The organism is Novosphingobium kaempferiae (genome assembly GCF_021227995.1).
GTDB classification, from domain to species: domain Bacteria; phylum Pseudomonadota; class Alphaproteobacteria; order Sphingomonadales; family Sphingomonadaceae; genus Novosphingobium; species Novosphingobium kaempferiae.
Map to the genome: position 1 here is coordinate 5,063,559 of NZ_CP089301.1, position 22,769 is coordinate 5,086,327.

Annotated in this window: 17 protein-coding genes; 10 read left to right on the forward strand and 7 right to left on the reverse strand. The window is 67.0% G+C overall.

The window, feature by feature from the left end; genetic code table 11:
- Window positions 1-9: 9 nt before the first annotated feature.
- Entirely contained in the window at window positions 10-99 is a 90-nt protein-coding gene (gene kdpF / locus LO787_RS22985; protein ID WP_232493295.1) for a K(+)-transporting ATPase subunit F, read from the reverse strand.
- Window positions 100-556: 457 nt separating this feature from the next.
- Between kdpF and LO787_RS22990 the strand changes: the two genes are divergently transcribed.
- The 5 genes from LO787_RS22990 (at window position 557) to LO787_RS23010 (ending at window position 7,015) form a co-directional block, all read left to right on the forward strand.
- A complete protein-coding gene (locus LO787_RS22990) occupies window positions 557-1,438 on the forward strand; it encodes a class I SAM-dependent methyltransferase (RefSeq protein ID WP_232493296.1) in 882 nt (293 codons plus the stop codon).
- Window positions 1,439-1,713: 275 nt separating this feature from the next.
- Window positions 1,714-2,718 carry a magnesium and cobalt transport protein CorA gene (locus tag LO787_RS22995; RefSeq protein WP_232493297.1) on the forward strand — a complete coding sequence of 335 codons (1,005 nt, stop codon included), beginning with the start codon at window positions 1,714-1,716 and terminating at the stop codon, window positions 2,716-2,718.
- Between the two features lie 150 nt (window positions 2,719-2,868).
- On the forward strand, window positions 2,869-3,246 hold the full coding sequence (locus LO787_RS23000) for a hypothetical protein (protein ID WP_232493298.1): 378 nt from the start codon (window positions 2,869-2,871) through the stop codon (window positions 3,244-3,246).
- Window positions 3,243-6,089, forward strand: coding sequence for a response regulator (locus tag LO787_RS23005; protein WP_232493299.1), 2,847 nt, complete (start codon window positions 3,243-3,245; stop codon window positions 6,087-6,089). Before LO787_RS23000 ends, LO787_RS23005 begins: the two co-directional genes overlap by 4 nt.
- Window positions 6,086-7,015 (forward strand): diguanylate cyclase, encoded by a 930-nt coding sequence (locus LO787_RS23010; RefSeq protein WP_232493300.1) that lies wholly within the window; start codon window positions 6,086-6,088, stop codon window positions 7,013-7,015. The genes LO787_RS23005 and LO787_RS23010 overlap by 4 nt, the downstream gene beginning before the upstream one ends.
- Window positions 7,016-7,271: 256 nt before the next feature.
- Here LO787_RS23010 and LO787_RS23015 read toward each other — a convergent pair whose 3' ends face one another.
- The 4 genes from LO787_RS23015 to LO787_RS23030 form a co-directional block, all read right to left on the reverse strand.
- Complete coding sequence (locus LO787_RS23015) at window positions 7,272-7,976, reverse strand: response regulator (RefSeq protein ID WP_232493301.1); 705 nt, start codon at window positions 7,974-7,976, stop codon at window positions 7,272-7,274.
- A 99-nt stretch (window positions 7,977-8,075) separates the two neighbouring features.
- Window positions 8,076-9,644, reverse strand: coding sequence for a sensor histidine kinase (locus LO787_RS23020; protein WP_232493302.1), 1,569 nt, complete (start codon window positions 9,642-9,644; stop codon window positions 8,076-8,078).
- Window positions 9,641-10,363: a response regulator transcription factor gene (locus LO787_RS23025; protein ID WP_232493303.1), complete on the reverse strand. Its 723-nt coding sequence runs from the start codon at window positions 10,361-10,363 to the stop codon at window positions 9,641-9,643. The genes LO787_RS23020 and LO787_RS23025 overlap by 4 nt, the downstream gene beginning before the upstream one ends.
- A 31-nt stretch (window positions 10,364-10,394) precedes the next feature.
- A complete protein-coding gene (locus LO787_RS23030; RefSeq protein ID WP_232493304.1) occupies window positions 10,395-11,990 on the reverse strand; it encodes a DUF4153 domain-containing protein in 1,596 nt (531 codons plus the stop codon).
- A 456-nt stretch (window positions 11,991-12,446) separates the two neighbouring features.
- Between LO787_RS23030 and LO787_RS23035 the strand changes: the two genes are divergently transcribed.
- Both LO787_RS23035 and LO787_RS23040 read left to right on the forward strand, forming a co-directional pair.
- Entirely contained in the window at window positions 12,447-14,501 is a 2,055-nt protein-coding gene (locus tag LO787_RS23035) for a TonB-dependent receptor domain-containing protein (protein WP_232496402.1), read from the forward strand.
- A gap of 245 nt (window positions 14,502-14,746) precedes the next feature.
- The gene (locus tag LO787_RS23040) at window positions 14,747-15,415 is read left to right on the forward strand and encodes a type 1 glutamine amidotransferase domain-containing protein (RefSeq protein ID WP_232493305.1); all 669 of its coding nucleotides are present in this window, start codon (window positions 14,747-14,749) and stop codon (window positions 15,413-15,415) included.
- A 112-nt stretch (window positions 15,416-15,527) separates the two neighbouring features.
- On the opposite strand, the gene LO787_RS23045 is transcribed toward LO787_RS23040, so the two are convergent.
- Together LO787_RS23045 and LO787_RS23050 are read right to left on the reverse strand one after the other, a co-directional pair.
- Complete coding sequence (locus LO787_RS23045; RefSeq protein ID WP_232493306.1) at window positions 15,528-16,874, reverse strand: tetratricopeptide repeat protein; 1,347 nt, start codon at window positions 16,872-16,874, stop codon at window positions 15,528-15,530.
- A gap of 90 nt (window positions 16,875-16,964) precedes the next feature.
- On the reverse strand, window positions 16,965-18,038 hold the full coding sequence (locus LO787_RS23050) for a helix-turn-helix transcriptional regulator (protein ID WP_232493307.1): 1,074 nt from the start codon (window positions 18,036-18,038) through the stop codon (window positions 16,965-16,967).
- Between the two features lie 174 nt (window positions 18,039-18,212).
- Here LO787_RS23050 and LO787_RS23055 point away from each other — a divergent pair, with 174 nt between their 5' ends.
- From LO787_RS23055 to LO787_RS23065, 3 genes are all read left to right on the forward strand, one after another.
- The gene (locus LO787_RS23055; protein WP_232493308.1) at window positions 18,213-18,890 is read left to right on the forward strand and encodes a TetR/AcrR family transcriptional regulator; all 678 of its coding nucleotides are present in this window, start codon (window positions 18,213-18,215) and stop codon (window positions 18,888-18,890) included.
- Window positions 18,891-18,977: 87 nt separating this feature from the next.
- The gene (locus tag LO787_RS23060) at window positions 18,978-20,315 is read left to right on the forward strand and encodes an aromatic ring-hydroxylating oxygenase subunit alpha (RefSeq protein WP_232493309.1); all 1,338 of its coding nucleotides are present in this window, start codon (window positions 18,978-18,980) and stop codon (window positions 20,313-20,315) included.
- Window positions 20,316-20,488: 173 nt separating this feature from the next.
- Window positions 20,489-22,762, forward strand: a complete 2,274-nt coding sequence (locus tag LO787_RS23065) for a TonB-dependent receptor (RefSeq protein ID WP_232493310.1) — start codon at window positions 20,489-20,491, stop codon at window positions 22,760-22,762.
- The last annotated feature ends 7 nt before the right edge of the window (window positions 22,763-22,769 follow it).

Sequence of the window (22,769 nt, forward strand, 5' to 3'; positions counted from 1 at the left end):
CGCTCCTTCTTAGAAGCGTTCAGGCCGTGCGAGCACGGCGACGAGGTAAACGAGAAGGCCGAGCGCGGTGATCGCCGCCAGCCAGAGATCGATGGTCATGTCCGTCTGCCCCTCATGCCCGGTCGCAAAGCGAAACGTAGCCGAGGCTCGCCGCCAGCAAGATGAGGGTCAGGCCGATCCAGAGGATGTCCTGCATATGGGTGCTCCTGCAAGCCCACGTCGCAAAGGAGGCGCGAGGTGAGTCGAATGCAGGCGCCCCACTAGGATAGGACCGCGTTGAAATTCGAGAGAAGCAAATACCGGGGCGCGTAGTATTTGCATATGAATTGCCGAATTGGCGGCATTTCGACGCTCATCGCCCTCCGATCGGCGCTGGGCTTTCCGTCAGCGCATAAGCAAAATTCAATGCCGAAACCGGCTCCTACGTCTGGAGATCAAACGCGCGGCTGATGCATATCTCCGCCGCCTCGCCGACCGGTGGGGCGAGCTCTCAACATGCTGTCGAGACTCTGTTGCTGGCGGGAACCTCCGATGAGGATCCCGAAGGAGTTGGCCCATGGCCGCGCGCCCGATCGTTGTTTCCGATACACTCGTCACATCGCCCGAAACGTCCCTGCATCCCGCTGATCCCCTCGTCGTGATTTCCGACGATTTCCCCGGCCTGAGCAGCCACGCGGACCGCAAGGTCTGGCGCAAGATCGAAACGGCGCTGCGCAATCTGAAGAGCGCCGGGCGCTCGGAAATCTCGATCCTCGACGCCGGGTGCGGCACCGGCACATGGTTGGTACGGACGGCCCGCCGCGCCTGCGAACTCGGCTTCACGACCGTTCGCGCGCGGGGCTTCGACATGTCCGAGGAAATGATCCGCACGGCCCGCCGTCACATGGGCGCGTGCGAGTGCGAATTCGACGTCGGCGACCTGGCCGCGCCATTTCCCGAAGCCACCGGCAGCGTGGACCTGACGCTCTCGCTGTCCGGCGCGCTCAACCACCTGTCCGGCAAGACGCACGCACGGGTCGCGCGCGAACTCGCCCGCGTGACGTCGGGTCACCTGCTCCTTTCGGCGCGCACGGTCGGCAGCCTGCCGACCATCTTCGTCGACCGCATCGAGAACGCGCAGGACTTCATCCAGGACCACAAGAGCGAGCGCTTCGACGTCGATCTGACTGACGGTCGCCACCTCAGCTTCACCACCCATCTCTTCAGCGCCGCCGAACTGCTCGAACTGTTCGAGCCGCTCGACGCGGCGCTGTCGCTGGTCGGACTCGACGTCTTCCACAGTCGCTTTTCCACCAATCCGCGCTGGAATCCGACGACGCTGCCTTATGCCGATCTCTTCGAGCATGAGCTCAGCAAGCTGGAAGATCGCTGCTGCTGCGACCCCGCCTTCATCGACCGCGCGGCGCATATCCTGCTCCACGCCGATTACACCGTCTGACGACGGCAACCCGTTCGGAAGTTCCAAGCCATGTTCTTCAATCGCCCATCGAGCATGATGCCGCTCAAGGCCCTCAAACGCACCCCGCTTCGCAAGCCGACGGCGAGCGAAAACAAGACGCGCCCGGAGAGGCGCATCTTCGGGACGCTTTCGATAGCGGCCCGCGGTCAACGAGGAGGGTCCGGAGGGCCACTCGATTGACGCGGGCGAGAGGCGGGTCGGTACGCCGACGCGGCGGTTCCGTTGGTCCCGGTAATCCCACCGGGCCGAGGGCCGTGGCGTATGGCGCTTCCGCGCGCGGTGCGACCGGCGTGGTTGCCGCACACCGTTACTGCAAGGGCGTTCGCGTCGGCCCGGTAGGGCTGGATGCGAGGACCGTGCAGGACACCAGCGACCCGACCGAATTCGTCTGGATCGGCCTGTGCGAGCCGCCCAGCGAGACCCTGCGCGACCTGCAGAAGCACTTCGACCTCCATCCGCTTGCCGTAGAGGACGCGCTCAAGGCGCACCAGCTGCCCAAGATCGACATCTACGGCGGGCAGCTTTTCATCGTGCTACGCACGGCTGCCATCGACGACGGGCAGATAAGCTACGGCGAGACCGCCCTCTTCGTCGGCCCGCGACACCTGGTGTCGGTGCGGCATGGCTCCGCGCGGGCGCATGAGAACCTGCGGGCGCAGCTGGAATCGACGCCGGAACTGCTCGCGCGCGGCATTCCCCACATTCTTCACGCCATCCTCGACTTCGTGGTGGACGGCTACCTGCCGATCATCGAGGCGATCGAGGAGGAAGTCTCGGGCATGGAACAGCGGGCGCTCGACAACTTCCTCGAAGCATCCGAAGTGCGCCGTATCTTCACGATGCGGCGGGAACTGGCGCGGTTCCAGCGGATGATGGGGCCGATGTCAGAAGTTTGCGCGCAGCTTGCCCGGCTCGACATGCCCTGCATCTCGCCCGGCATGGGTCCATACTTCAACGACGTGCTCGACCATGTGCGCCGCGTCGAGATGATGGCCGGCGCATTGCGCGATACGCTATCGTCCGTCTTCGAGATCAGTTCGCTGCTCGAACAGCAGCGCCAGGGCGCGATCACGCGCCAGCTTGCCGCCTGGGCCGCGATCCTCGCCGTACCCACCGCCATCGCTGGCATCTATGGCATGAATTTCCAGAATATGCCGGAATTACAGAGCGATTACGGATACTTCGTCGTTATCGGCGTCATCGCGTCGTCGTGTCTGCTGCTCTACATGAAATTCCGGCGATCCGGGTGGCTGATGTAGTTCGGGTTCAAGTCGAGGTGCAAAGCGCAATTGGATGCGTTCTATACCAATTGACCGAAGACCTTGCGGTAATCGCGCCGCGGCCGAAATGGCGGCCTTCCGTCGGCCATCTTAACCAATAAATAGCTATCTTCGGCCTAGAGCTTGCTCATGATCCGGCCGACCAACGCATATCGAAATGATTCGCGACAGGACGCGGCCGGAGGCATTCTCGATTTCCTCCCGGCGGCAGCGCTTCTGCTTGCCGGACTGGTCGGCCTATCGATTGCCTGGCTGCTGTCCGGGCAACCCTCGGGCCAATATCTCGTCCTTACATCTCCGACCGCATCCTTCGCGCAGACCGTGAACCTGGTCCGCCGCGCCGGGGGCACCATCGCCGGAACCAGCGCCCTGCCGAACGTCCTGATCGCGGGAGCCCCGCGTGCGGATTTCGCCGCCACGCTGCACAAGGCCGGCGCCTGGCTGATCGTGCCCCTGCCACCGCTTGCCGGATGCGGCGACCCAACTTCTCTGGAGCAGACCCCGTGAACGCCGAACTCGACAAACTGCGCTTTCAATCGGGGCGCCTGCTTCTTGCGCTGTTCTGGGCGCATGTGCCGCTGTTCGCCATCGTCGCGCTGCTGACCGGCGGCGCGCCGGTCATGGCGGCCCTGTCGGGCGTGATCGTCGCGGGCAGCTATCACCTGATGTGGTGGCGCAAGGGGGCCGCCCCGGCGACACGCTATCTCTCGGCCGTCGCGCTGATGGCGGAACCGGCCATCCTTCTCGTCCTCCTGCGCGGGCACTCGTGGCAGATGGACATGCACATGTACTTCTTCGCGATGCTGACCTTCACCATCGGCTGGTGCGACCGCCGCGTGGTGCTGGTGGCCGCGACGGCGGTGGCGCTGCATCACCTGCTGTTGCTCTACCTGCTGCCCTCCGCCGTGTTCTCGGGACAGGGCAATCTTGGCCGCGTGCTGCTCCATGCCGTGATCGTGACCTTCCAGGCGGCCGTGCTGGTCTGGCTGAGCGACCGTCTGGTCGAAAGCTTCGATCTGCGCGAACGCACCCGTGAGGCCGAGGAGGCCAGCCGCGCCAAGAGCATGTTCCTCGCGAACATGAGCCACGAGATCCGCACGCCGATGAACGCGATCCTCGGCTTCTGCCACCTGATCGCGCGCACCGACCTCGACCCCAAGCAGAAGGACTACGTCGGCAAGATCAGCCAGGCAGGAGCTTCGCTGCTGCGGCTCATCAACGACATCCTCGACTTCTCGAAGAACGAGGCCGGCAAGCTGACGCTGGAGGCCAATCCCTTCGACCTGCGCAACGCCATCGCCAGCCAGGTCCAGCTCATGGCGACCGAGGCCGAGATCAAGCGGGTCACGGTCGTATCCGAAGTCGCGGATGCCCTGCCCCATCGGCTGTCGGGCGACGAACTGCGCTTCAACCAGGTCGTGCTCAACCTCGTCAGCAACGCCGTCAAGTTCTCGGCCAACGGCAGCGTCACCGTGCGCCTCGACCTCGAATCCGAGGAGGACGGCAAGGTCATGGTCGCTCTCTCGGTGCGCGATACCGGCATCGGCATGACGCCCGAGCAGCAGGCGGCGCTGTTCCAGTCGTTCGCGCAGGCGGACAGTTCGACCACCCGCCGCTTCGGCGGCACCGGCCTCGGCCTCGCCATCTGCCGCCAGATCGTCGAGCAGATGGGCGGTTCGATCCGCGTGGAGAGCGCCCCCGGCAAGGGCAGCACCTTCATCGCCCGCATGGCAATGCTGCGCGAGGACGATACTCCTCTGGCCGCAGTCGTGCTTCCCGCCCGCGTCAAGGCACTGCGCGTGCTGGCGGCGGACGACAACGCCGCGTCGCGCCAACTGCTGCAGGACATCTTCGCCGAGTGGAAGATCAGCCTCGACCTGGTTGCCTCGGGAGACGAGGCGCTGAGCGCGATCCGCGCGGCGGACGAGGCCGGGCGCGCCTACGATCTGGTGCTGCTCGACTGGAAGATGCCGGGCATGAACGGCATGCAGACGATCGAGGCGATGCAGGCCATGCCGCATCAGGCGCCCCTGCCTCGCACCATGATCGTCACTGCCTATGGCGCGGACAGCATCTCGGTCAACGGCGCGCCCGCGACGTTCGCTGCCGTGCTGACCAAGCCCATCGCGCCCCGCACGCTGCTCGACACCATCATCGACATCTATGCGCACGATACTGACGCGGCGCATTCGGCCTCGCCCGAGGCGGTGCCGACCCTGCCCGAGCGCTTCAGCGGATGGCGCGTGCTGCTGGTCGAGGACAACGAGATCAACCGCGAGATCGCGATGGAACTGCTCGGCCAGGCGGGCCTGATCGTCGACTGCGCGGAGAACGGCCGCATCGGCTGGGAGCGCGTCAAGGCGCAGGACGGCGCCTATGCCGCCGTGCTCATGGACGTGCAGATGCCCGAGATGGACGGCATCGCCGCGACCCGCCATATCCGCGAGACCTGGACGGCGGACCGCCTGCCGATCATCGCCATGACCGCCCACGCCCATGAGGAAGAGCGCCAGCGCTGCCTTTCCGCAGGCATGAACGACCATATCTCCAAGCCTGTCGACCCCGCGACGCTCATGCGCACGCTGGAACAATGGCTGCGACCTGTGGTCACCTCGACACCTGCTGTCACCGTGGCAAACGACGTGGCTGCGCCAGCAAAGCCGGTGGACACCACCCTCCCCGCCAGCCTGCCGCCGTTCGACCTTCGCGCTGCGCTGCTGCGGGTCAACGGGAAGGCCTCGCTGCTGCGCAAGCTGATCGTCACTTTCGGGGAGACTTACGCCAACGTCGCGCAGGATCTGCGGACCGACATCGCGGGGGGACTGTTCCCCGATGCGCGGCGCCTTGCGCATAGCCTCAAGGGTGTTGCGGGATCGCTGGAACTGGCGGAAATCCAACGCGCGGCGGCCAATATCGAGCGGCTGCTGGCAGCGGAGGAGATCGGTCAGGCCCTCGTCGCCATCGACGATCTGGAGCTGCGCATCGCCCCCGCCATCGCCGCTGCCGCCAGCCTGAAGCCGCGCACCGCCGCACCGGCAGCGACGGCTACCGCCAGCCACGATGCCGACGCCGCAGCCTCTGCCCGAGACGAATTGCGCGAGCTTGTCCGCCGCCGCAGCCTCGGCGCACGCGCCAGTTTCGGCCGGTTTGCGACCGCCATCGGCCTCGGCGACGAGGAGCGCTCCGTCCATCCGATCAACCGTGCGCTGGAGCGCCTCGACTATGAAACCGCCCTCGGCCTGATCGACGCGGAGGGTGTACTGAACGGCACCGAGAACGCACCAAGCGGCACCGGCGATGCACCGGGCGAAACCGACAAGGCCGGCACCAGCGCAGGAGCAGCGGCATGAGCAAGGCCACGATCCTCATCGTCGACGACGAAGTCTCCAACATCGAGATCATGAACGCGGTGCTGGAGGACGACTACGAGATCTACTTCTCCACGTCCGGCCAGCAGGCGCTCGACACCGCGCGGGCGACGCCGCCGGACCTGATCCTGCTCGACGTGCTGATGCCGGGGATCGACGGGTTCGAGGTCTGCCGCCAGATCAAGGACGATCCGGTGCTGGCCGACATCCCGGTGATCTTCACCACCGGCCTCGGCGACACCGACCACGAGATGCGCGGGCTTTCGCTCGGCGCGATCGACTATGTGACGAAGCCGATCCAGCCCGCGATCCTGCGTGCGCGGGTGGGCAACCACGTCGAACTCAAGCGCCTGCGCGATCAGCTTGCCAGCATGGCCGTCACCGATGCGCTGACCGGCCTCAGCAACCGCCGCCAGATGGAGCGCGCGCTCCAGACCGAGGCCGCCCGCCTTGCCCGCACGGGTGACTGGCTGACGGTCATCATGATCGACATCGATTTCTTCAAGCAGTTCAACGACACTTACGGCCACCCGGCGGGCGACCGCTGCATCATGATGGTCGGCGCGGCGCTGACCCGCGCGGTCAAGCGTGCCTCCGACCTGCCCGCCCGCTACGGCGGCGAGGAGTTCGCGTGCATCCTGCCGGGCGCGGACCCGCAGGGCGCGGCGCTGGTGGCGCAGGAGATCAGCCTTCACGTCCAGTCGCTGAACATCCCGCACGAACGCTCGCAGATCAGCCCGTTCATCACCGTCAGCATCGGCGTCGCCAGCGCCCGCTGCCTGCCGGACATGTCGCCGGAACTGTGGCTCAAGCAGGCCGACCTGCAACTCTACAAGAGCAAGCAGGAGGGGCGTAACCGCGTCTCGGTGGTCGAGTTCGACAGCGTCGCGGTGCAGCAGCAGGCCTGATCCTTCCAATCGTCATTGCGAGCGTAGCGAAGCAATCCAGGGTCGGCTCCATGCCGCTGGATTGCTTCGCTACGCTCGCAATGACGAAGTGGGGTTTAGCCAGCCGCCTGGAGTGTGATGTTACTGCTCGTCATTCCCGCGAAGGCGGGAACCCATCTCCTGACGGTGCCTGCTGAACGGGCATCGGTTGGATCCCCGCCTGCGCGGGGATGACGGGACAAGATGGGGCGCGGATACCCTACCCCTCGAAAAGACCTCACCCCTCCGCCGGAGCACTCATCCGCAGGCGGTAGCCGATGCCGAGTTCGTTGCTGATGATCTGCGGGCGCTGGGGGTCGTCCTCCAGCTTCTGCCGCAGGGTGCGCACCAGCACGCGCAGGTACTCGACGTGGTGCTCCACGTCGTTCGGCCAGACCTGCGCCATGATCTGTCCGTGCGTCACCACGCGGCCGGGGAACTTCGCGAGCTGCGCCAGCACCGCGTATTCCTTGGGCGTCAGGTGGACCTCGCGCCCGGCCTTGGTGATCGTGTGCGAGAGCAGGTCGATGGTCACGTCGGCCACCGTGAGCGCCGCCGTGCCGCCGCCGCGCGTGGTGCGGTTGCGCAGGGCGACGCGCAGGCGGGCCAGCATCTCGTCGGTGTCGAAGGGCTTGGTCACGTAGTCGTCCGCGCCGAGGTCCAGCGCGGCGACCTTCTCGTCCGTGGCGTCGCGCGCGGAGACGATGATGAGCGTGGTGTCCGACTGCGCCTTGATGATCGGCACCAGTTCCAGCCCGTCGCGGTCCGGCAGGCCGAGGTCGAGCAGCGTCACGTCGGGCCGCTCCTGCCGCAGCCGGTCTAGCGCCTCGCGCGCCGTCGCGGCCTCCACGGTGGCGTAGTCGGCACGCGCCAGCGCCGCGATGACGAGGCGGCGGATATGCGGTTCGTCATCGACGATGAGCACCTTGTGGCGCAGCTTCATGGAACGTCCTTGCTGTCGGGGCCGACGATCGCGATCGGAGTCGGCCTCGCGGGGATTAGCGCCCGGACCACCCGCCGTCGATTGGCTTCGGACCAGCAATCACCCGGCGCTCAGGCACCGCACCTGAAAATGCGCGCCCCGCTCGCTCGGCAGCAGGCCGAGGTCGCCGCCGTAGGCCGCCAGCAGGGAGCGCGCGATGGCGAGGCCGAGGCCGGTGCCGCCCTGAGCGCGCTTGCTGGTGAAGAACGGGTCGAACACGCGCTCGCGGTCGCCCTCGGGGATGCCGGGGCCGTCGTCGGCGAGGTCGATCAGGACGAGGCCGTCCGCCACCGCCAGCGTGATATCCAGCCGCGTCGCCCCCGCCTGCCGCGCGTTCTCGGCCAGCGTCGTCAGCACCGCCTCCAGCGCGTCGGCGTCCATCGAGACGCTCGGTGCGGCACCGGCCAGGTCCACCGCCACGGTGAAGCCCCCGGTCGAGAGCGCATCGGCGACGGCGGCGATCACGTCGGCCACCAGCGCACGCGCGTCGCTACCGCCGACCATGACGTCGGCCCGCGCCAGTTCCATCAGCCGCCCGACCAGCCGCGACAGCCGCTGCGAATCCGCCGCCATGTTGGCGAGGAACCGCTCGCGCTCGGCCTCCGACATGTCGGCGCCGTGGTCCTGCAGCAGTTCGATGGCGCCGGATATCCCGGCCAGCGGCGTCTTGAATTCGTGGCTGACGGCGGACGCGAAGTCGCGCAGGTAGCGGGAGCGTTTCTCGATGCTGGCGGCCATCTGCTCGAAGTCGTCATGCAGCGCGCGGATCTCCACCACCTGCAACGTCGGCCGCCGCGCCGCCGTGTGCCGCCCCGATGCAAGTTCGCGCGTCGCCCGGCTGAGCGCCTCGATCGGCCGCACGATCGCGCGCGACAGGATCGCCGAGAGCACCAGCAGCATCGCGAAGATCGCGACGACGCCGAGCGCGATCTTGCCCCGGTCCTCGTAGATGCCGAGGAACAGCGCGCGGGGGGAGCGGGACACCAGCAGAACCCCCATCACCCGCCCGTCGACCATGATCGGGCGCGCATAGTGCAGGCGGATGCTGGCGGCGCGGCTCAGCCATTCGAGGGGGTGCGCGGAAACGTAGCCCTCGTTCTCGCGCAGCACGGTCATCGCCCTGCCCTCCAGCGCGCCGCGCACTTCAGGCAGCGCAGCAAGGCTGCGCCCCGCCTCGCGCCCGTTGATGAGGATGCCCTGCCGGTCGAGCATCAGGATCGAGGCCAGCGTCGTCACCTTCGTCTCCTGAAACGCGGGCATCATCCGCCACGCCAGCGCCACCGCCGCCGGATCGGCCTGCCGGTTCACCACGCGCGCATGAGGGCGCGGCGGCAGGACGGGGGTGGATCGCAGGTCCACCTCGGTCTTGCGGTCCTGATAGCGGTCCGGAACCGGCGGCTTCGGCTGCGAGGGAAGCCCACGCGCGACGACCGCCGCGCTCGCCGCCAGAGCCGCGCCCTGCGCCACCAGTTCCGCCTCGGTCCGGCGCACCAGCGCATTCTCGTAGATGCGCAGGAAGATCGCGCCGAACCCCGGCAGCGCCGCCACGAAGACCAGCGTGCCGAGCAGGATCGTGCGCAGCCGCAGCACCGGCCAGCGGCGCGCGATCCATGCCTTGAAGGCGTTCATGCGGGGGGCGTCGCTCCGGCACCCTCACCGGCGCACTGGCCAAGCCGATAGCCGATGCCCGCGCGTGTCTCTACCACGTCGACCCCGCCCACTTCGGCGAATTTGCGGCGCAGGTTGCGGATGTGGCTGTCCACCGTGCGGTCGGTCAGCGCGAAGCCCGGTCCCCGGAAGCGGTCGATGATCTGATCGCGCGAGAAGATGCGCGACGGCATCGCCAGCAGCGTGCGCAGTATGGTGAACTCGGTGATGGTCAGGCTCACCTCATGCCCCTGCCACTGGGCAGTCCAGCTTTCGGGGTCGAGCGCCAGCAGCCCGTGCCGCATCTGCACCGACGCCTCCACTTGCGGCGCGCGGGCGGCGGTGCGGCGAAGGATCGCCATCGAGCGGGCGACGACCTCGCGCGGGGAGAACGGCTTCACCACGTAGTCGTCGCCGCCCAGTTCGATGCCGAGTACACGGTCGATCTCATCATCGCGGGACGACAGGAAGAAGATCGGCACCTCGCTCGTCGCGCGCAGGCGGCGGCAGACTTCCAGCCCGTCCATGCGCGGCATGTTGATGTCGAGGATGACGAGGTCGGGCGCGTTGCGCTCCACCTGCGAGAGCGCTTCCTCGCCGTCGGCCGCCTCGATCGTCTCCAGCCCGGCCTTGCCGAACGCGAAGGCGAGGAGGTGACGGATATGGGGGTCGTCGTCGACGAGGAGGATCGTGGCGGGCATGGGGCACAAGATCATTTCCGGCTCGCTCCTGTCAACGTGGCTCGGGTGAAGCTGGCGGCGCGGGAGGTGCTGGCGGCGGCGGTGCCGGCGGAGGTGCGACCTCCTCCGGGCGCTGCGGCAGCAACGCGCCGTCGCAGCCCCTGATGCCCGGCGCGAGGATCACGCTTGGCCGCGTGGCCGCCATCGCGCGGGCCTGCGCCAGACGGTGCTGGCCGAGCAGCGACCAGCCGCTGCGCTGGCTCATCTCCAGGCCGCTCAGCGCGCGGTCGGCGACGGCGCGGACGCGCACCCGGAAGCCCGGCGCAAGACCGGGGCGGCTCTCCAGTTCGAGCAGCGGGAGGACGGCGGAATCCTCAAGGTCGGAGAGGTAGCACAAGTCGAGCGCCGCTCCCTGCCCGCCGACCTCGCGCGCGTGGCGAACGTTCCACTGCGCCGCTACCGCGCCAAGATCGACGAAGCTCGCCGCCGTCAGCACCAGCCCGGCCGCGGCAACGTTGACGTTGATGAGCCAGCCCGCGCTGCGCCCGCGCAGCAGCCGCCAGCAGATCGCGCCGAGACCGAAGGCGACGAGCACCATCCACGCCAGCGCGGCGATGCGCAGGCGGGTCAGCGAATAGGCCTCCACGTAGTCCATTGTGCGCAGCATGGACGAGCCGACGAGCAGGATGTTCTGCACGATCCACACCGTCACCAGCCGCCGGATCGTCGCCGAGCGCGCCGTCTCCGAACCCGGGCGCAGCGTCACCAGCACGAAGAGCGCGGCGAGCAGCGTGGTCGCGATCAGCGGGTAGGCGCCGCGATGGGCGTAGTCGGCCAGCGTCATCCCCGGCGGCATCGGCGCCAGCCCGCCGAGGTAGGCGAGGTCGAGCAGGTTCTGGAGTGCGAAGATGCCGTTGAAGACGCACAGCGACAGCGTGACCGACCCGACCGAGACACCCGGCAGCGCGATCTCCCGCTGCGGCATCTGCGGCAGCAGGCCCCTCGGCAGGCGGGGCCGCAGCAGGCTCCACGCCAGCGTGAAGTAGAGCGCGCAGATGGCGGCACGCACGATCAGCACGGGCGAGAAGTCCGGCGGAGTGAGTGCGGTCAGCATCCGCTCGATCACCGGGTTGGCGGCGGCGAACAGCGTCACGATCACCGCGCTGCCGATCACCGGCAGCGCCAGCAGCGCGACGGCGGCGCGCAGGCCCTTCCCGCTGCGACGACGCGCGACGCGCAGCCTCAGCAGCCTTGCCGCGTCGAGCAGCGGCACGAACGGCGCGCGCAGGGCATGGAAGGCAAGCCGCTGGAACCAGCGCCAGCCGTCGTCGAAGCGCGCGGTCAGCGGCAGCAGCGTCGCCATGCCCGCCGCCACCCAGAACAGCGTCCACGCCAGCGGGTTGGGATCGCGGGTCATGGCAAAGCCGAACAGCGCCGCGCCGGCGACGGCGATCCACGCCCGTCGGTCCCGCCGCATCGCCGGTCGCCCCGCCACTCCAGCGGCAAGGATCGCCAGCAGGAACAGCCCCGCGTTCCCGCCGTAGAGCCCGCGCTGGTAGAATATCCAGTCCCCCAGCCCCGCCACGATGACGGCCGGGACCAGCTTCGACCGGAAAGCCGCTCCCAAGGGTGAGGCGGTGAAACGCATGGCAATCTCCCTGTTCGATACGGAGGGAACATGCCCCGGCGCTCAAGCAGATCGTGCCGCACGCGGCGTCAGGAATCGGCGCAGGCGAAGTGCAGGACATGTGCAGGCGCTATCAGAAGTGGAATTTCGATATCGGCGCACAGTCGATTGACAGCAGAAGTTGGGATTACCCAATGTTTCAGCCACGATCGGGAAATCAACGCCGCCACCGATCTTTCCCGATCGCAAGCAATTGGATTCCATTATGTAATTTTTCGTTGCACCTGCTGCAATGCAGCGATCCCCCGATTGACACCCCCCGCCATTGCATCGACGTGGCCCTCGCAAATGCGAGTCACTCGCATTACCAACAAGGGGGATTTCATCGTGTCCGCAGCAGTCCGCACCCGTGCCCAGCGCCGTATCCACCATCTCGCGCCGTATCTCGCGCAGGGCAGCCTCGCCATCCTGTCGTGCCTGATCGCGCAAACGGCGCATGCGGACGAGGCCCCCGACGCAGAGAGCGGATCGCCCATCGTCGTCACCGCAGCGGGCTATGCGCAGGACATCATCGAGGCCCCGGCCAGCATCACCGTGATCGACCGCGCGGAACTGCAGGACAAGCGCTTCGGCAGCCTTGCGGAAGCGCTGCAGGACGTGCCCGGCGTCGACGTCGGCGGCGAGGCGGGCAAGACCGGCGGCCTCAACATCTCCATCCGCGGCATGCCCAGCGACTACACGCTGGTGCTGATCGACGGCCGCCGCCAGAACGCGCCGGGCGGCGTCACGCCCAACGGCTTCGGCGAGACGTCCACCAGCTTCCTGCCGCCCTACTCCGCCATCGACCGGATCGAGGTGGTGCGCGGCCCGATGTCCACGCTCTACGGGTCGGACGCGATGGGCGGCGTCGTCAACATCATCACCCGCAAGGTCGGCAACCGCTGGGTCGGCACCGCCACCGCCGAAACGACGATCCAGGAAGACGAGCGCTTCGGCAATATCCAGTCGATCAATGGTTTCGCACAGGGCCCCATCGTCAAGGACCTGGTCGGCCTGACCCTGCGCGGCAGCGTGTTCCACCGCGAAGGCTCGAACATCGAGATCCCCGGCGACCCGGCACTCACGCTCGGCCGCAACCCGGTCCGCTCGGACATCTACACTTACGGCGGCCGCCTGAGCATCACCCCGCACGCCGACCACGACCTGTGGGTGGAGTTCGACCGCAACGAGCAGACTTACGACAACATCGAGGGCCAGCTCGGCACGCTGGGCTCGGGCGGCTATTCGCCGCAGCAGAAGTTCAACCGCACCAACTACGTCGTCGCGCATAGCTGGCGCATGGGCGACTTCGGCCAGCTCGACACCACCCTCACCCGCAACGACACCGAGACGATCGGCCGCCTGATCCCCAACGGCACCCCCGGCGCCACGCCCGGCAGCGCCCGCAACCTCGAGGCGCGCAACGACATCATCGACAGCCGCTTCGCCGGGAAGGCAGGCCCGCTGGCGTTCACCGTCGGCGGCCAGTACTGGAAGGCGCGCATGATCGACGGTGTCGCGCCCGAGCCGTTCAAGTTCACGCAGTGGGCGGGCTTCGCCGAAGCCACCCTGACCGTGGTCGACGGCTTCAACGTCACCGGCGGCGTGCGCTATGACGATCACTCCACCTTCGGCAACAAGTGGTCGCCCCGCGCCTACGCGGTGTGGAACGTGACCGATGCGCTGACCCTCAAGGGCGGCGTCAGCCGGGGCTTCAAGACCCCGCGCGTCGAACAGATCGCCAGCGGCATCATCGGCTTCGGCAGCCAGGGCCGCGTGCCCCTGATCGGCACCCCGGGCCTGACGCCGGAGACGAGCACCACCTACGAGGCAGGCATCTACTTCGACAACAAGGGGTTCTTCAGCGGCAACGTCACGCTGTTCAACAACGACTTCGACGACAAGATCGCCAGCGGCCCGGGCATTCCGAACTGCCAGTTCGCGGGCAACCCGAACCGCCCCGGCTGCCTTGACGTCGGCAACTTCCCGGCGGTCGACCTGTTCGGCCAGTCGATCAACATCGACAAGGCCCGCACCCGCGGCGCCGAAGTGGCGACCCGCTTCGTCTTCACCCCGGCCCTCACCCTCGCGCTGAACTACACCTACACCGAGACCGAGCAGCTCAGCGGTTCCGAAAAGGGCCTGCCGCTGGTCGGGATGCCCAAGCATATGGTGAACGGCAACCTGCGCTGGAAGGTGAGCGACGTCGCCAGCCTCTGGGCCCGCGCCGAGATCCGCTCCAGCCGCTATCGGGGCAGCAACGCGCAGCAGGCGGCGGTCGGCGACTTCCGCAGCTACGAGGTGTTCCACCTCGGCGGCTCGTACCAGATCGCGCCCGCGTTCCGCCTGGCCGCGACCGTCTACAACGTGCTCGACACCGACTACGCGGTCTACGTGCCCTACCAGAGCGGCGCGGCGACGGTGTATACGCCTGCCTACTCGATCAACCAGGAAGGCCGCCGCCTGTGGCTGTCGGCCACCGTGGACTTCTGACGCGCGTCTGAAAGCGCAGTAGAATGCAGGGTGATCCGGAGCGCTGGGGCTGCTCCGGGTCGCCTTGTCGCATGGCGCGGGAACCGGCTTGTCGGCTTACCATTTTTTACGAGGCTTTACGGGCGGCGCACGCAGTTTGCGCCCAATGTCGTCGCGCCGGATGCCCGCCGTCTCGCAATGCATTCGCGCGATCGCGGCACTGACCCGACCGGTTGAACGCATTTTTTCTCGATCAAGGAAACGACATGACCCAGCATGTTCTCTTCATCGTCACCAACACCGGCGTGATCGGTCCGAACAATCGCAAGACCGGCTTCTTCTTCCCCGAAGTGGCGCACCCGTTCGAGGTTCTCGAAGCGGCGGGCATCGCGGTGGAATTCGCATCGCCCTCGGGCGGGTGGTGCCCCTATGACGGTTACGACGAAAGCGATGCCACCCAGAAGGAATTCCTGGAAAGCATGGCGTTCCGCCGCCTGAACCGCAGCCGCAAGCTGTCCGAGGTAGACGCGTCCGACTACGACGCTATCCTGATCCCCGGCGGCCTCGGCCCGATGGTCGACATCCAGCACAACAAGGACGTGCAGAACGCGGTGGTGCGCGCCTGGAACACCAACAAGATCGTGAGCGCGGTCTGCCACGGTCCCTGCGGCCTGCTCGGCGTCGACATCGGCGACGGCGTTCCCTTCATTAGCGGCAAGAAGCTGACCTCGTTCTCGAAGAAGGAAGAGGCCGACTACGCCCGCGACGACGTGCCCTACGAACTTGAGGACGCGCTGCGGGCCGAGGGCGCGGAGTATTCCTCAGTGGAGAACTGGCAGCCCTACGTCGTGGTCGATGGCCGCCTCATCACCGGCCAGAACCCCGCGTCGGGCACCGGCGTCGGCGAAGCGCTGGTCGCCGCGCTGAAGGGGTAAGCGGTCTGCGCTGACGCCGCCACGTCATTGCAAAAATGACGAAGCAGCCCGGAGCGGTAGACCCCGCTCCGGGCTGTTTTCATCTGACCCTGACGGATTTCCCGGAGCCCGGTCAGGCCGTGCGCTCGCCGATCAGGCGCATGATCTCGCGGTCGCCCTTCCAGATCGCGCGGATGCGCATCTGGAGGGCGGCGTCGCCCCAGTGCTCGTGCGCACCTCGGGCCGCGCGGAGCAGGCGCAGGACCGTGCCGCGATCGCCTTCGAGCGAGGCGACCATTACCGGCCAGACCCGGTCGTGCGAACCGTCGGCCACATCGGCCTGCGCCTGGGCGAGCACCGCCCTTCGCAGCGCTCCGGGGCCCGCCGTCGATGCACGCGCCAGTTCGTCCGCGCGTAGCAGCAGTCGCGCATCGCCGCGGGAGCGGGCGAACATCGTGAAATGATGCAGATAGCCAACGGTATCGCCATCGACGAGCGCCATGATGGCGAGGCAATCGTGCGCGACTGCGAAGTCCGGATCCTCCCGCACGATCTCGTTCAGCGCGGCGCGCGCCGCCGCATCCTCTCCCACCGACCAGCGCGCCCATGCAAGGTCGGTGCGGATCGCGACCGAGCCGGGTTGCAGCACCAGCGCCCGCTCCAGCTCCGCCATCGCCGCCGCATGGTCGCCATGGTCGCTGAGCACGTTGCCGTACCAGAAGTGCGAGAGCACATCGCCGCGATCGAGTTCGAGCGCCCGTTCGAAGCGCAACCGCGCCCGTGCGAAATCGCCGTCCGCCCAGTAATCCATGAAGCCGAGCAGTCGGTGCCCCGCGGCCAGCTCCGGGTCCAGCCGCACCGCCGTCAGGGCCGCCTGCCGCGCCTGGCGGAACGCCTCCATATCGTTGCGTCGACCGAATTCGCGGGAGAGGACCAGCGCCTCCGCCAGCCCCGCATGCCCCGGCGCGAAGCCGGGCGCCTGCATCGTCACGCCTTCGAGCAGGCCGATCGCCCGCTCCAGACCGTCGGTCTCGCGATCGGCGACGAGATCCTGCGCCGCCAGCAGGCGACCGCCGATGGTCGGATCGGACGGGATCGCGGCATGTACCCGGGTCGCCGCCGAACCGCTGCCGGTGATCGAATAGGCGCCGCTCGCCGCAGTCATCAGCAGGGCCGCCATGCCGACCATGGCGGTGCCGAGCAGGATGCCGTCGCGCAGGTCGAACTTGCGGGAGGGAAAAGTGGCAGGCTCGACGCCGAGGTCGCTGCGCGGCGTTGAAAACGCCATCCGTGGTGGAACCACGACCGGATCACCCGCCCAGCGGACCGCCGCGATGTGCTCCCCCCGGAACCACGCGGTCAGCCGTTTCCATCGGTCAGCACGATCGTCCCCCGACGACAGGCCTGCATCGATTTCGGTTGCCCCGGCGAAAATCTGCAACGGCACGTTCATCGAACCCACCACTTCGCTTTCGGACACCCCCCTGATGCCCTGCGCAGATGTTTAGTTCGCTATGGATTAAACCGCATCCATCATCTGTTTACTCGAGCATTATTTAGAGGTTTATTTTCATCCCATTCCGATACGCCCGAAGCGATGTACCAGATTGGAAAGTCCTGCAAAACTCTTGGTCCCCGTCTTCTCGTATATGCGGTGCAGGTGGGTGCGCGCCGTCGCGCGGGCCATGCCCTGCCGATCGCCCACGGCGGTGATGTCTCCGGTATCCACCGCATCGGTGAGGACGCGCAGTTCGGTCGCGGTCAATCCGTAGAGGCTGCCGATGGCGTCGAAGGCGATGGCGCGCGGCTGGTCGACCCGCGTGACGTGGACGGCATAGGCCGCGCCCGGCCCTTCGGCCAGATCGCCGAACCGCGCGGTGTCCAGTCGCCGCGCCTCCAGCAGCACCGGGATCGGAGCCTCGCCTCCATCCACCCGGACTTCCACCGCCACCGGTTCCCCCTGCTCGACGGCCCGCGCCACCGCGCTGCCGAAAGTGCCGTCGCCCAGCGGCTCGCCGATGCGCAGGCGCAGCAGCGGCACGAGCACCGGCGCGGCCTCGATCAGCACATGGTCCGCGCTCAGCAGGAGCACCGAGCTGCCCGCGCTCCCGGCGAAGGCGCGGTCGGCAGCGGCATGTTCGGCGGCGCGTGCGAGGTGGCTCTGGATATAGATCGCGCGGCGCAGGTGCGGCACCAGCGCCGAAAGGTACGCGCATTCCTCCGCCGAATAGGGAGCGGCAGGCGCCCGTCGCTGCAGTGCGAGGCTGGCGATGATCCCCGGCCGCTTGATGAGATTGACCGCGATGTTGTCGACGATGCCCTGCGGCGCGAGGTATTCCCGGTAGAACACGCTCTCGCGCACGTCGGGCTGCTGAAGGAGATCCCAGGCGGGCCTGCACTCCCCTTCCGGTATGGCATGGAGGTGCGGCAGCAGCACGTCCTGCGCGGCATACGTCTCGACGTAGCGGGCCAGCCACGCCGGGTCGTTGCCGAACTGGAACTGGAAGCCGACGTGCCGGTCCGGGTCGCTCCACCCGATGAAGCCCGCCTGCGCGCCGAGCGCCGCGCCTATCCGCTCTATCAGCGCAGGAAACAGGGTGCGGTCGAAGGCGGCGTCGTAGATATCCTCGATCGCAAACGACAAGGCTGGTTCCCCGTTGGCTGTCAGATAGCTAACCAAGCCTTTCCGCGCGCGCTTGTCGAGCCGGTAACTTCCCGTGCGGATTTGCCACCATATGCCGGTCGCGAGGCTCCGGCTGGCGGCAAGTCTCAGATTTTTATCGCCGCGACTCTGGCTGCATCGGTCGCAGGCGTCATAATGGGACGCATGACCGAGCCGACGAAGCCCTTGCGCACGACCACTTCCGCCAAGGGCGAAGCCACGCGCAACCAGATCCTCGACGCATCGGAAGTGCTGTTCGCGCGCAACGGCTACCTCGGTACCTCGCTGCGCGACATCGCGCAGGAAGCGGGCGTGCGGATGGGGCTGGTGCATTACCACTTCGGCAACAAGCACCTGATCCTCGATGCCGCGCTGGAGCGCAAGCTGGACCTGCTGCGCTCGACCATCGCCGAGAGCTTCGCGCGGGCCGAGGCAGGAGAGAAGTTCGGGCTGGAGGAGATCGTCACCGCCTTCATCCTGCCCTTCCTGCAATCGGCCTCGCGCCCCGAAGACCCGCTGCGCAACTACATGGTGATGACATCGCACCTGATGAGTTCGTACCGGCTGCCCGAACTGCGCCCGATCCTCGCCAAGCTGAGCGTGGTGTCGCAGATCTTCATCGACCGGCTGCGCCAGCACTCTCCCGACATCCCCGAAGCGAGCCTGCTGGCGGGCATCTACCTCATCGAAGCGGCGCTGATCTTCATGGTGCAGGATCCGGGCTTCCTCGACGACATCACGCAGGGGCACCATTCCGCCGTGCGGCTGGACGAGATGACCGGCCCCGCCCTGCGCTTCTTCGCCAGCGGGCTGGAGAGCCTGAAGGCCCCCTGATCGTTTTGACAGTTAGGTCGATCGACCAGTTTCGTTATCCTGCCCTGCGACGAGACGGACCCGACAGAGGTCTCGAAAGGAGCAGAGATGGGAAGGCACGACATCGACGCCATGATGATCGACGGCCGTAATGCCGCGAACCTCAGGGGCGATGCGATCACCGGCGACCGCTATACCTCGCCCGAGTTCATGCAGCGCGAATGGGACCACATGTGGACCCGCATCTGGCACGTCGCCGGACGCACGGCGGAGCTTGAGGAACCGGGCGACTACGTGGTCCACAACTTCATGAACGAGTCCGTGTTCTGCGTGAAGCAGGACGACGGCTCGGTGAAGGCGTTCTACAATTCCTGCCGCCATCGCGGGATGCGGCTGGTGTGGGACGCGAGTTCGCAGGACTCGTTCCAGTGCCCGTACCACGGCTGGGTCTGGGGCAAGGACGGCGTCCTTAACTATGCGCAGGATCCCGAGGATTTCCCGCAGGGCAACCCCTGCGGCAAGCTGAAGCTCAAGGAGCTGCGCTGCGCCACCTGGGGCGGCTTCGTGTGGTACACGATGGACGACGAGGCGCCGGAACTGCTCGATTTCCTCGCGCCGATGCCGGACCTCTACAAGAACTATCCGATGGACACCGCCGTGCGCGTGTTCTGGATGAAGATCGACCTCGAAACCAACTGGAAGTTCGCGACCGACAACTTCTCGGAGAGCTACCACACCCGCACCGCGCATCCGCAGGTGCCGCCATGGATCGATCAGGACGTCGATACCGCGCGGCACGAGATGTGGGCGAACGGCCATGGCCGCACGGTGCAGCCGATGCGCCCTTCGCTGTCGGACCGGCTGCCGGAAGGCGTGGATCATCCCTTCGACATGATCCTGCGGGCCTGGGACATCGATCCCGACGCCTACCCGGACTACGAGACCAAGGCTATGCAGGGCTGGCTCGACCTCAAGGCGGCCAAGCGGCGGCTGTGGCAGGAGCGCGGCTACGTCCATTACGAGCACATGGACGACGAGGAGATCACCGACAGCCCGCATACAGTGATGTTCCCCAACGTCACCATCAGCTTCCTGCCGGACAACCTGATCTTCTTCCGCACGGAGCCGCACCCGACCGACCCCAACAAGTGTACCTTCGACCTGTGGTGCATGGCCTTCCCGGTGGAGGGGCAGACCGTGGTGGAATCGGTCATGGCCGGACCTCAGCCGCTGCGCGAGGCGGAGTTCCAGCACCGCGCCTTCGACAACGGACGCGGCACGCCAGAGATCAAGGACCAGATCGTCTATCAGGACATGCTGCTGGCGGAAGGACAGCAGAAGGGCATGCACTCGCGCGGCTATTCCGACGCCTATCTGGCGGCGCAGGAAACGCGGGTCCGCTTCTTCCATGAAGTCCTGAACGACTATCTGGAAGGACGGCGCTGACGTCGTCCGTCATCCCGGCGAAAGCCGGGACCGCGGGCGGTCTCTAGACGCACTTTTCGAGCAGCAGCTTTCCACGCGATGCGGGTCGTTGACGGCCCGCAGTCCCGGCCTGCGCCGGGATGACGATCCACTGTGTCCAGAAAACAGAACGTAAAAACATAGGGAGGATACCAATGAAAACCTGGCTCACCGCAAGTTCGCGCATCGCCCTCGGCGCTGCCGCCCTCATCGCTCCGCACGCCGCATCGGCGCAGGAAGCGGAGCAGCAGGGCGGCATCCAGGAGATCGTCGTCACCGCGCAGAAGAAGTCCGAGAACATCCAGGACGTGCCGATCTCCATCACCGCCGTCGGCGGCGAGGCGCTCGCCGCCACGCAGGGCACGTCGCTGCAGGCGCTGCAGGGCCAGATCCCCAACGTCCAGATCGACAACTTCGCCAACACGCCCCAGAGCGCCGTCTTCACCGTGCGCGGCATCGGCGTGATCGAGCCCGACCCCTACGCGGGCAACACCGTGTCGATCGTGGTCGACGGGGTGCCGCAGTTCTTCTCGATGGGTGCCCTTCTCGACCTCTACGACGTGGACCGCATCGAGGTGCTGCGCGGGCCGCAGGGCACGCTGTTCGGCGCGAACACGACCGGCGGCGTCATCAACGTCGTCACCGCCCAGCCGACCGGCGAGTTCGGCGGCCACGTCAAGGCGGTCTACGGCAACTACAATCGCATGGACCTGACCGGATCGATCGAGGCGCCGCTGGTCAAGGACGTCCTCTCGCTCAAGGTCGCGGGCATCCACACCCAGCGCAAGGGCTGGGTGACGAACGTGGTCGACGGCTCCGACATGGGTCGCAAGAACCTCGACGCGGTGCGCGCCTACCTGCACTTCACGCCGGGTTCGAACTTCGACGCGACGCTGCAGGGCGAGTACGTCAACGCCCGCAACGGATCGCCCATCGTCATCAACGGCGCGCGCCCGGGCGAGATCCTCTACGTCGCGCCGGGCACCGCAGGCCCCGGCACCGGCGGCATGTACACCAGCCCCTGCGCCACCGACGGCGCCTGCATCGCGCCCGACAAGTACTACGGCGCCAACAACTCCGTGCCCGACCAGTCCAACATGGACACCTACAGCGGCACCCTGACGATGAACTGGCGCAACACCGGGCTCGGCGACTGGACCTCGATCACCGGCTACAAGCGCTTCAAGCTGCGCGAATATACCGACCAGGACGGCACCCCGCTGTTCCTCAACGATACCTACCGCCGCACGGTGGGCTGGCAGTTCAGCCAGGAACTGCGCACCAATCTCGAGCTGACCGACACGCTCAACGTCCTCGTCGGCGGGTTCTACCTCAAGAACCACTACGACCACATCCAGGCCTACCGCCTGCAGTTCGCCGCGCCGGGCCTGCTCCAGACCAATCTGCAGGATCAGGACAACTATTCGATCAGCGGCTTCGCTCAGGCCTACTGGCAGGCGACCGACCGGCTCAAGCTGCAGGCGGGCATCCGCTATACGCACGAGAAGACGGAATCGACGCCCAGCCTGACCACCAGCATCGGCGATCCGGCGGGCTCCAACTACACCGGCATCGGCAACACCGTGATCGGCAGCTTCACCGTGGGCGGCACCAAGAGTTGGAACAACGTCGGCTGGAAGCTCGGCGCGGACTACGAAGTCGCCGACGACACGCTGCTCTACGCAAGCTGGGCGCGCGGCTTCAAGTCGGGCGGCTTCACCGCGCGCGTCGGCGTCCCGGCGGACGGCGACACGCCCTATGATCCCGAGAAGGTCGATACGTTCGAGGCGGGCATCAAGGCCGACTTCCTCGACCGGCACCTGCGCGTGAACCTTGCCGCGTTCTACACCAACTACCGCGACATGCAGGTCGCGCAGATCTACTTCGACGGCGACACCAACACGCAGGGCAACCGCATCCTCAACGCGGGCAAGTCCGAGATCAAGGGCTTCGAACTTGAGACCACCGCCGTCCCGGTGGAGGGCATGACGCTGCGCGCCTCGCTCGCGTACCTCGACGCCAAGTACAAGGAGTTCCTCTACGGCGATCCGCTCTCGGGCCAGATCCTCGACCTCGAAGGCTACCGCCTCCAGAACGCGCCCAAGTGGAACGCCAGCTTCGGTGCGAACTTCGTGATCCCGCTCGGCAACGGGGCGGAACTCGTCAGCGACGTGAGCTACACCTACACCAGTTCGAAGTACTACACCGCGATCCTCGACACCCCGCGCTCGAAGATCCAGCCGACGCATCTCGTCGATGCCTCGCTGACCTATAAACCGGACGGCAGGGCGTGGTCGGTGGGCCTGTGGGCGACCAACCTGCTGGACTCGCGCTACCTTTCGACAGTCTACGACAGCCCCGGCTACGCGGGCCTCGCCGGCTACGCGCCGCCGCGCCAGTGGGGCGGCTCGGTGAGCTTCGAGTTCTGAGGGTGTG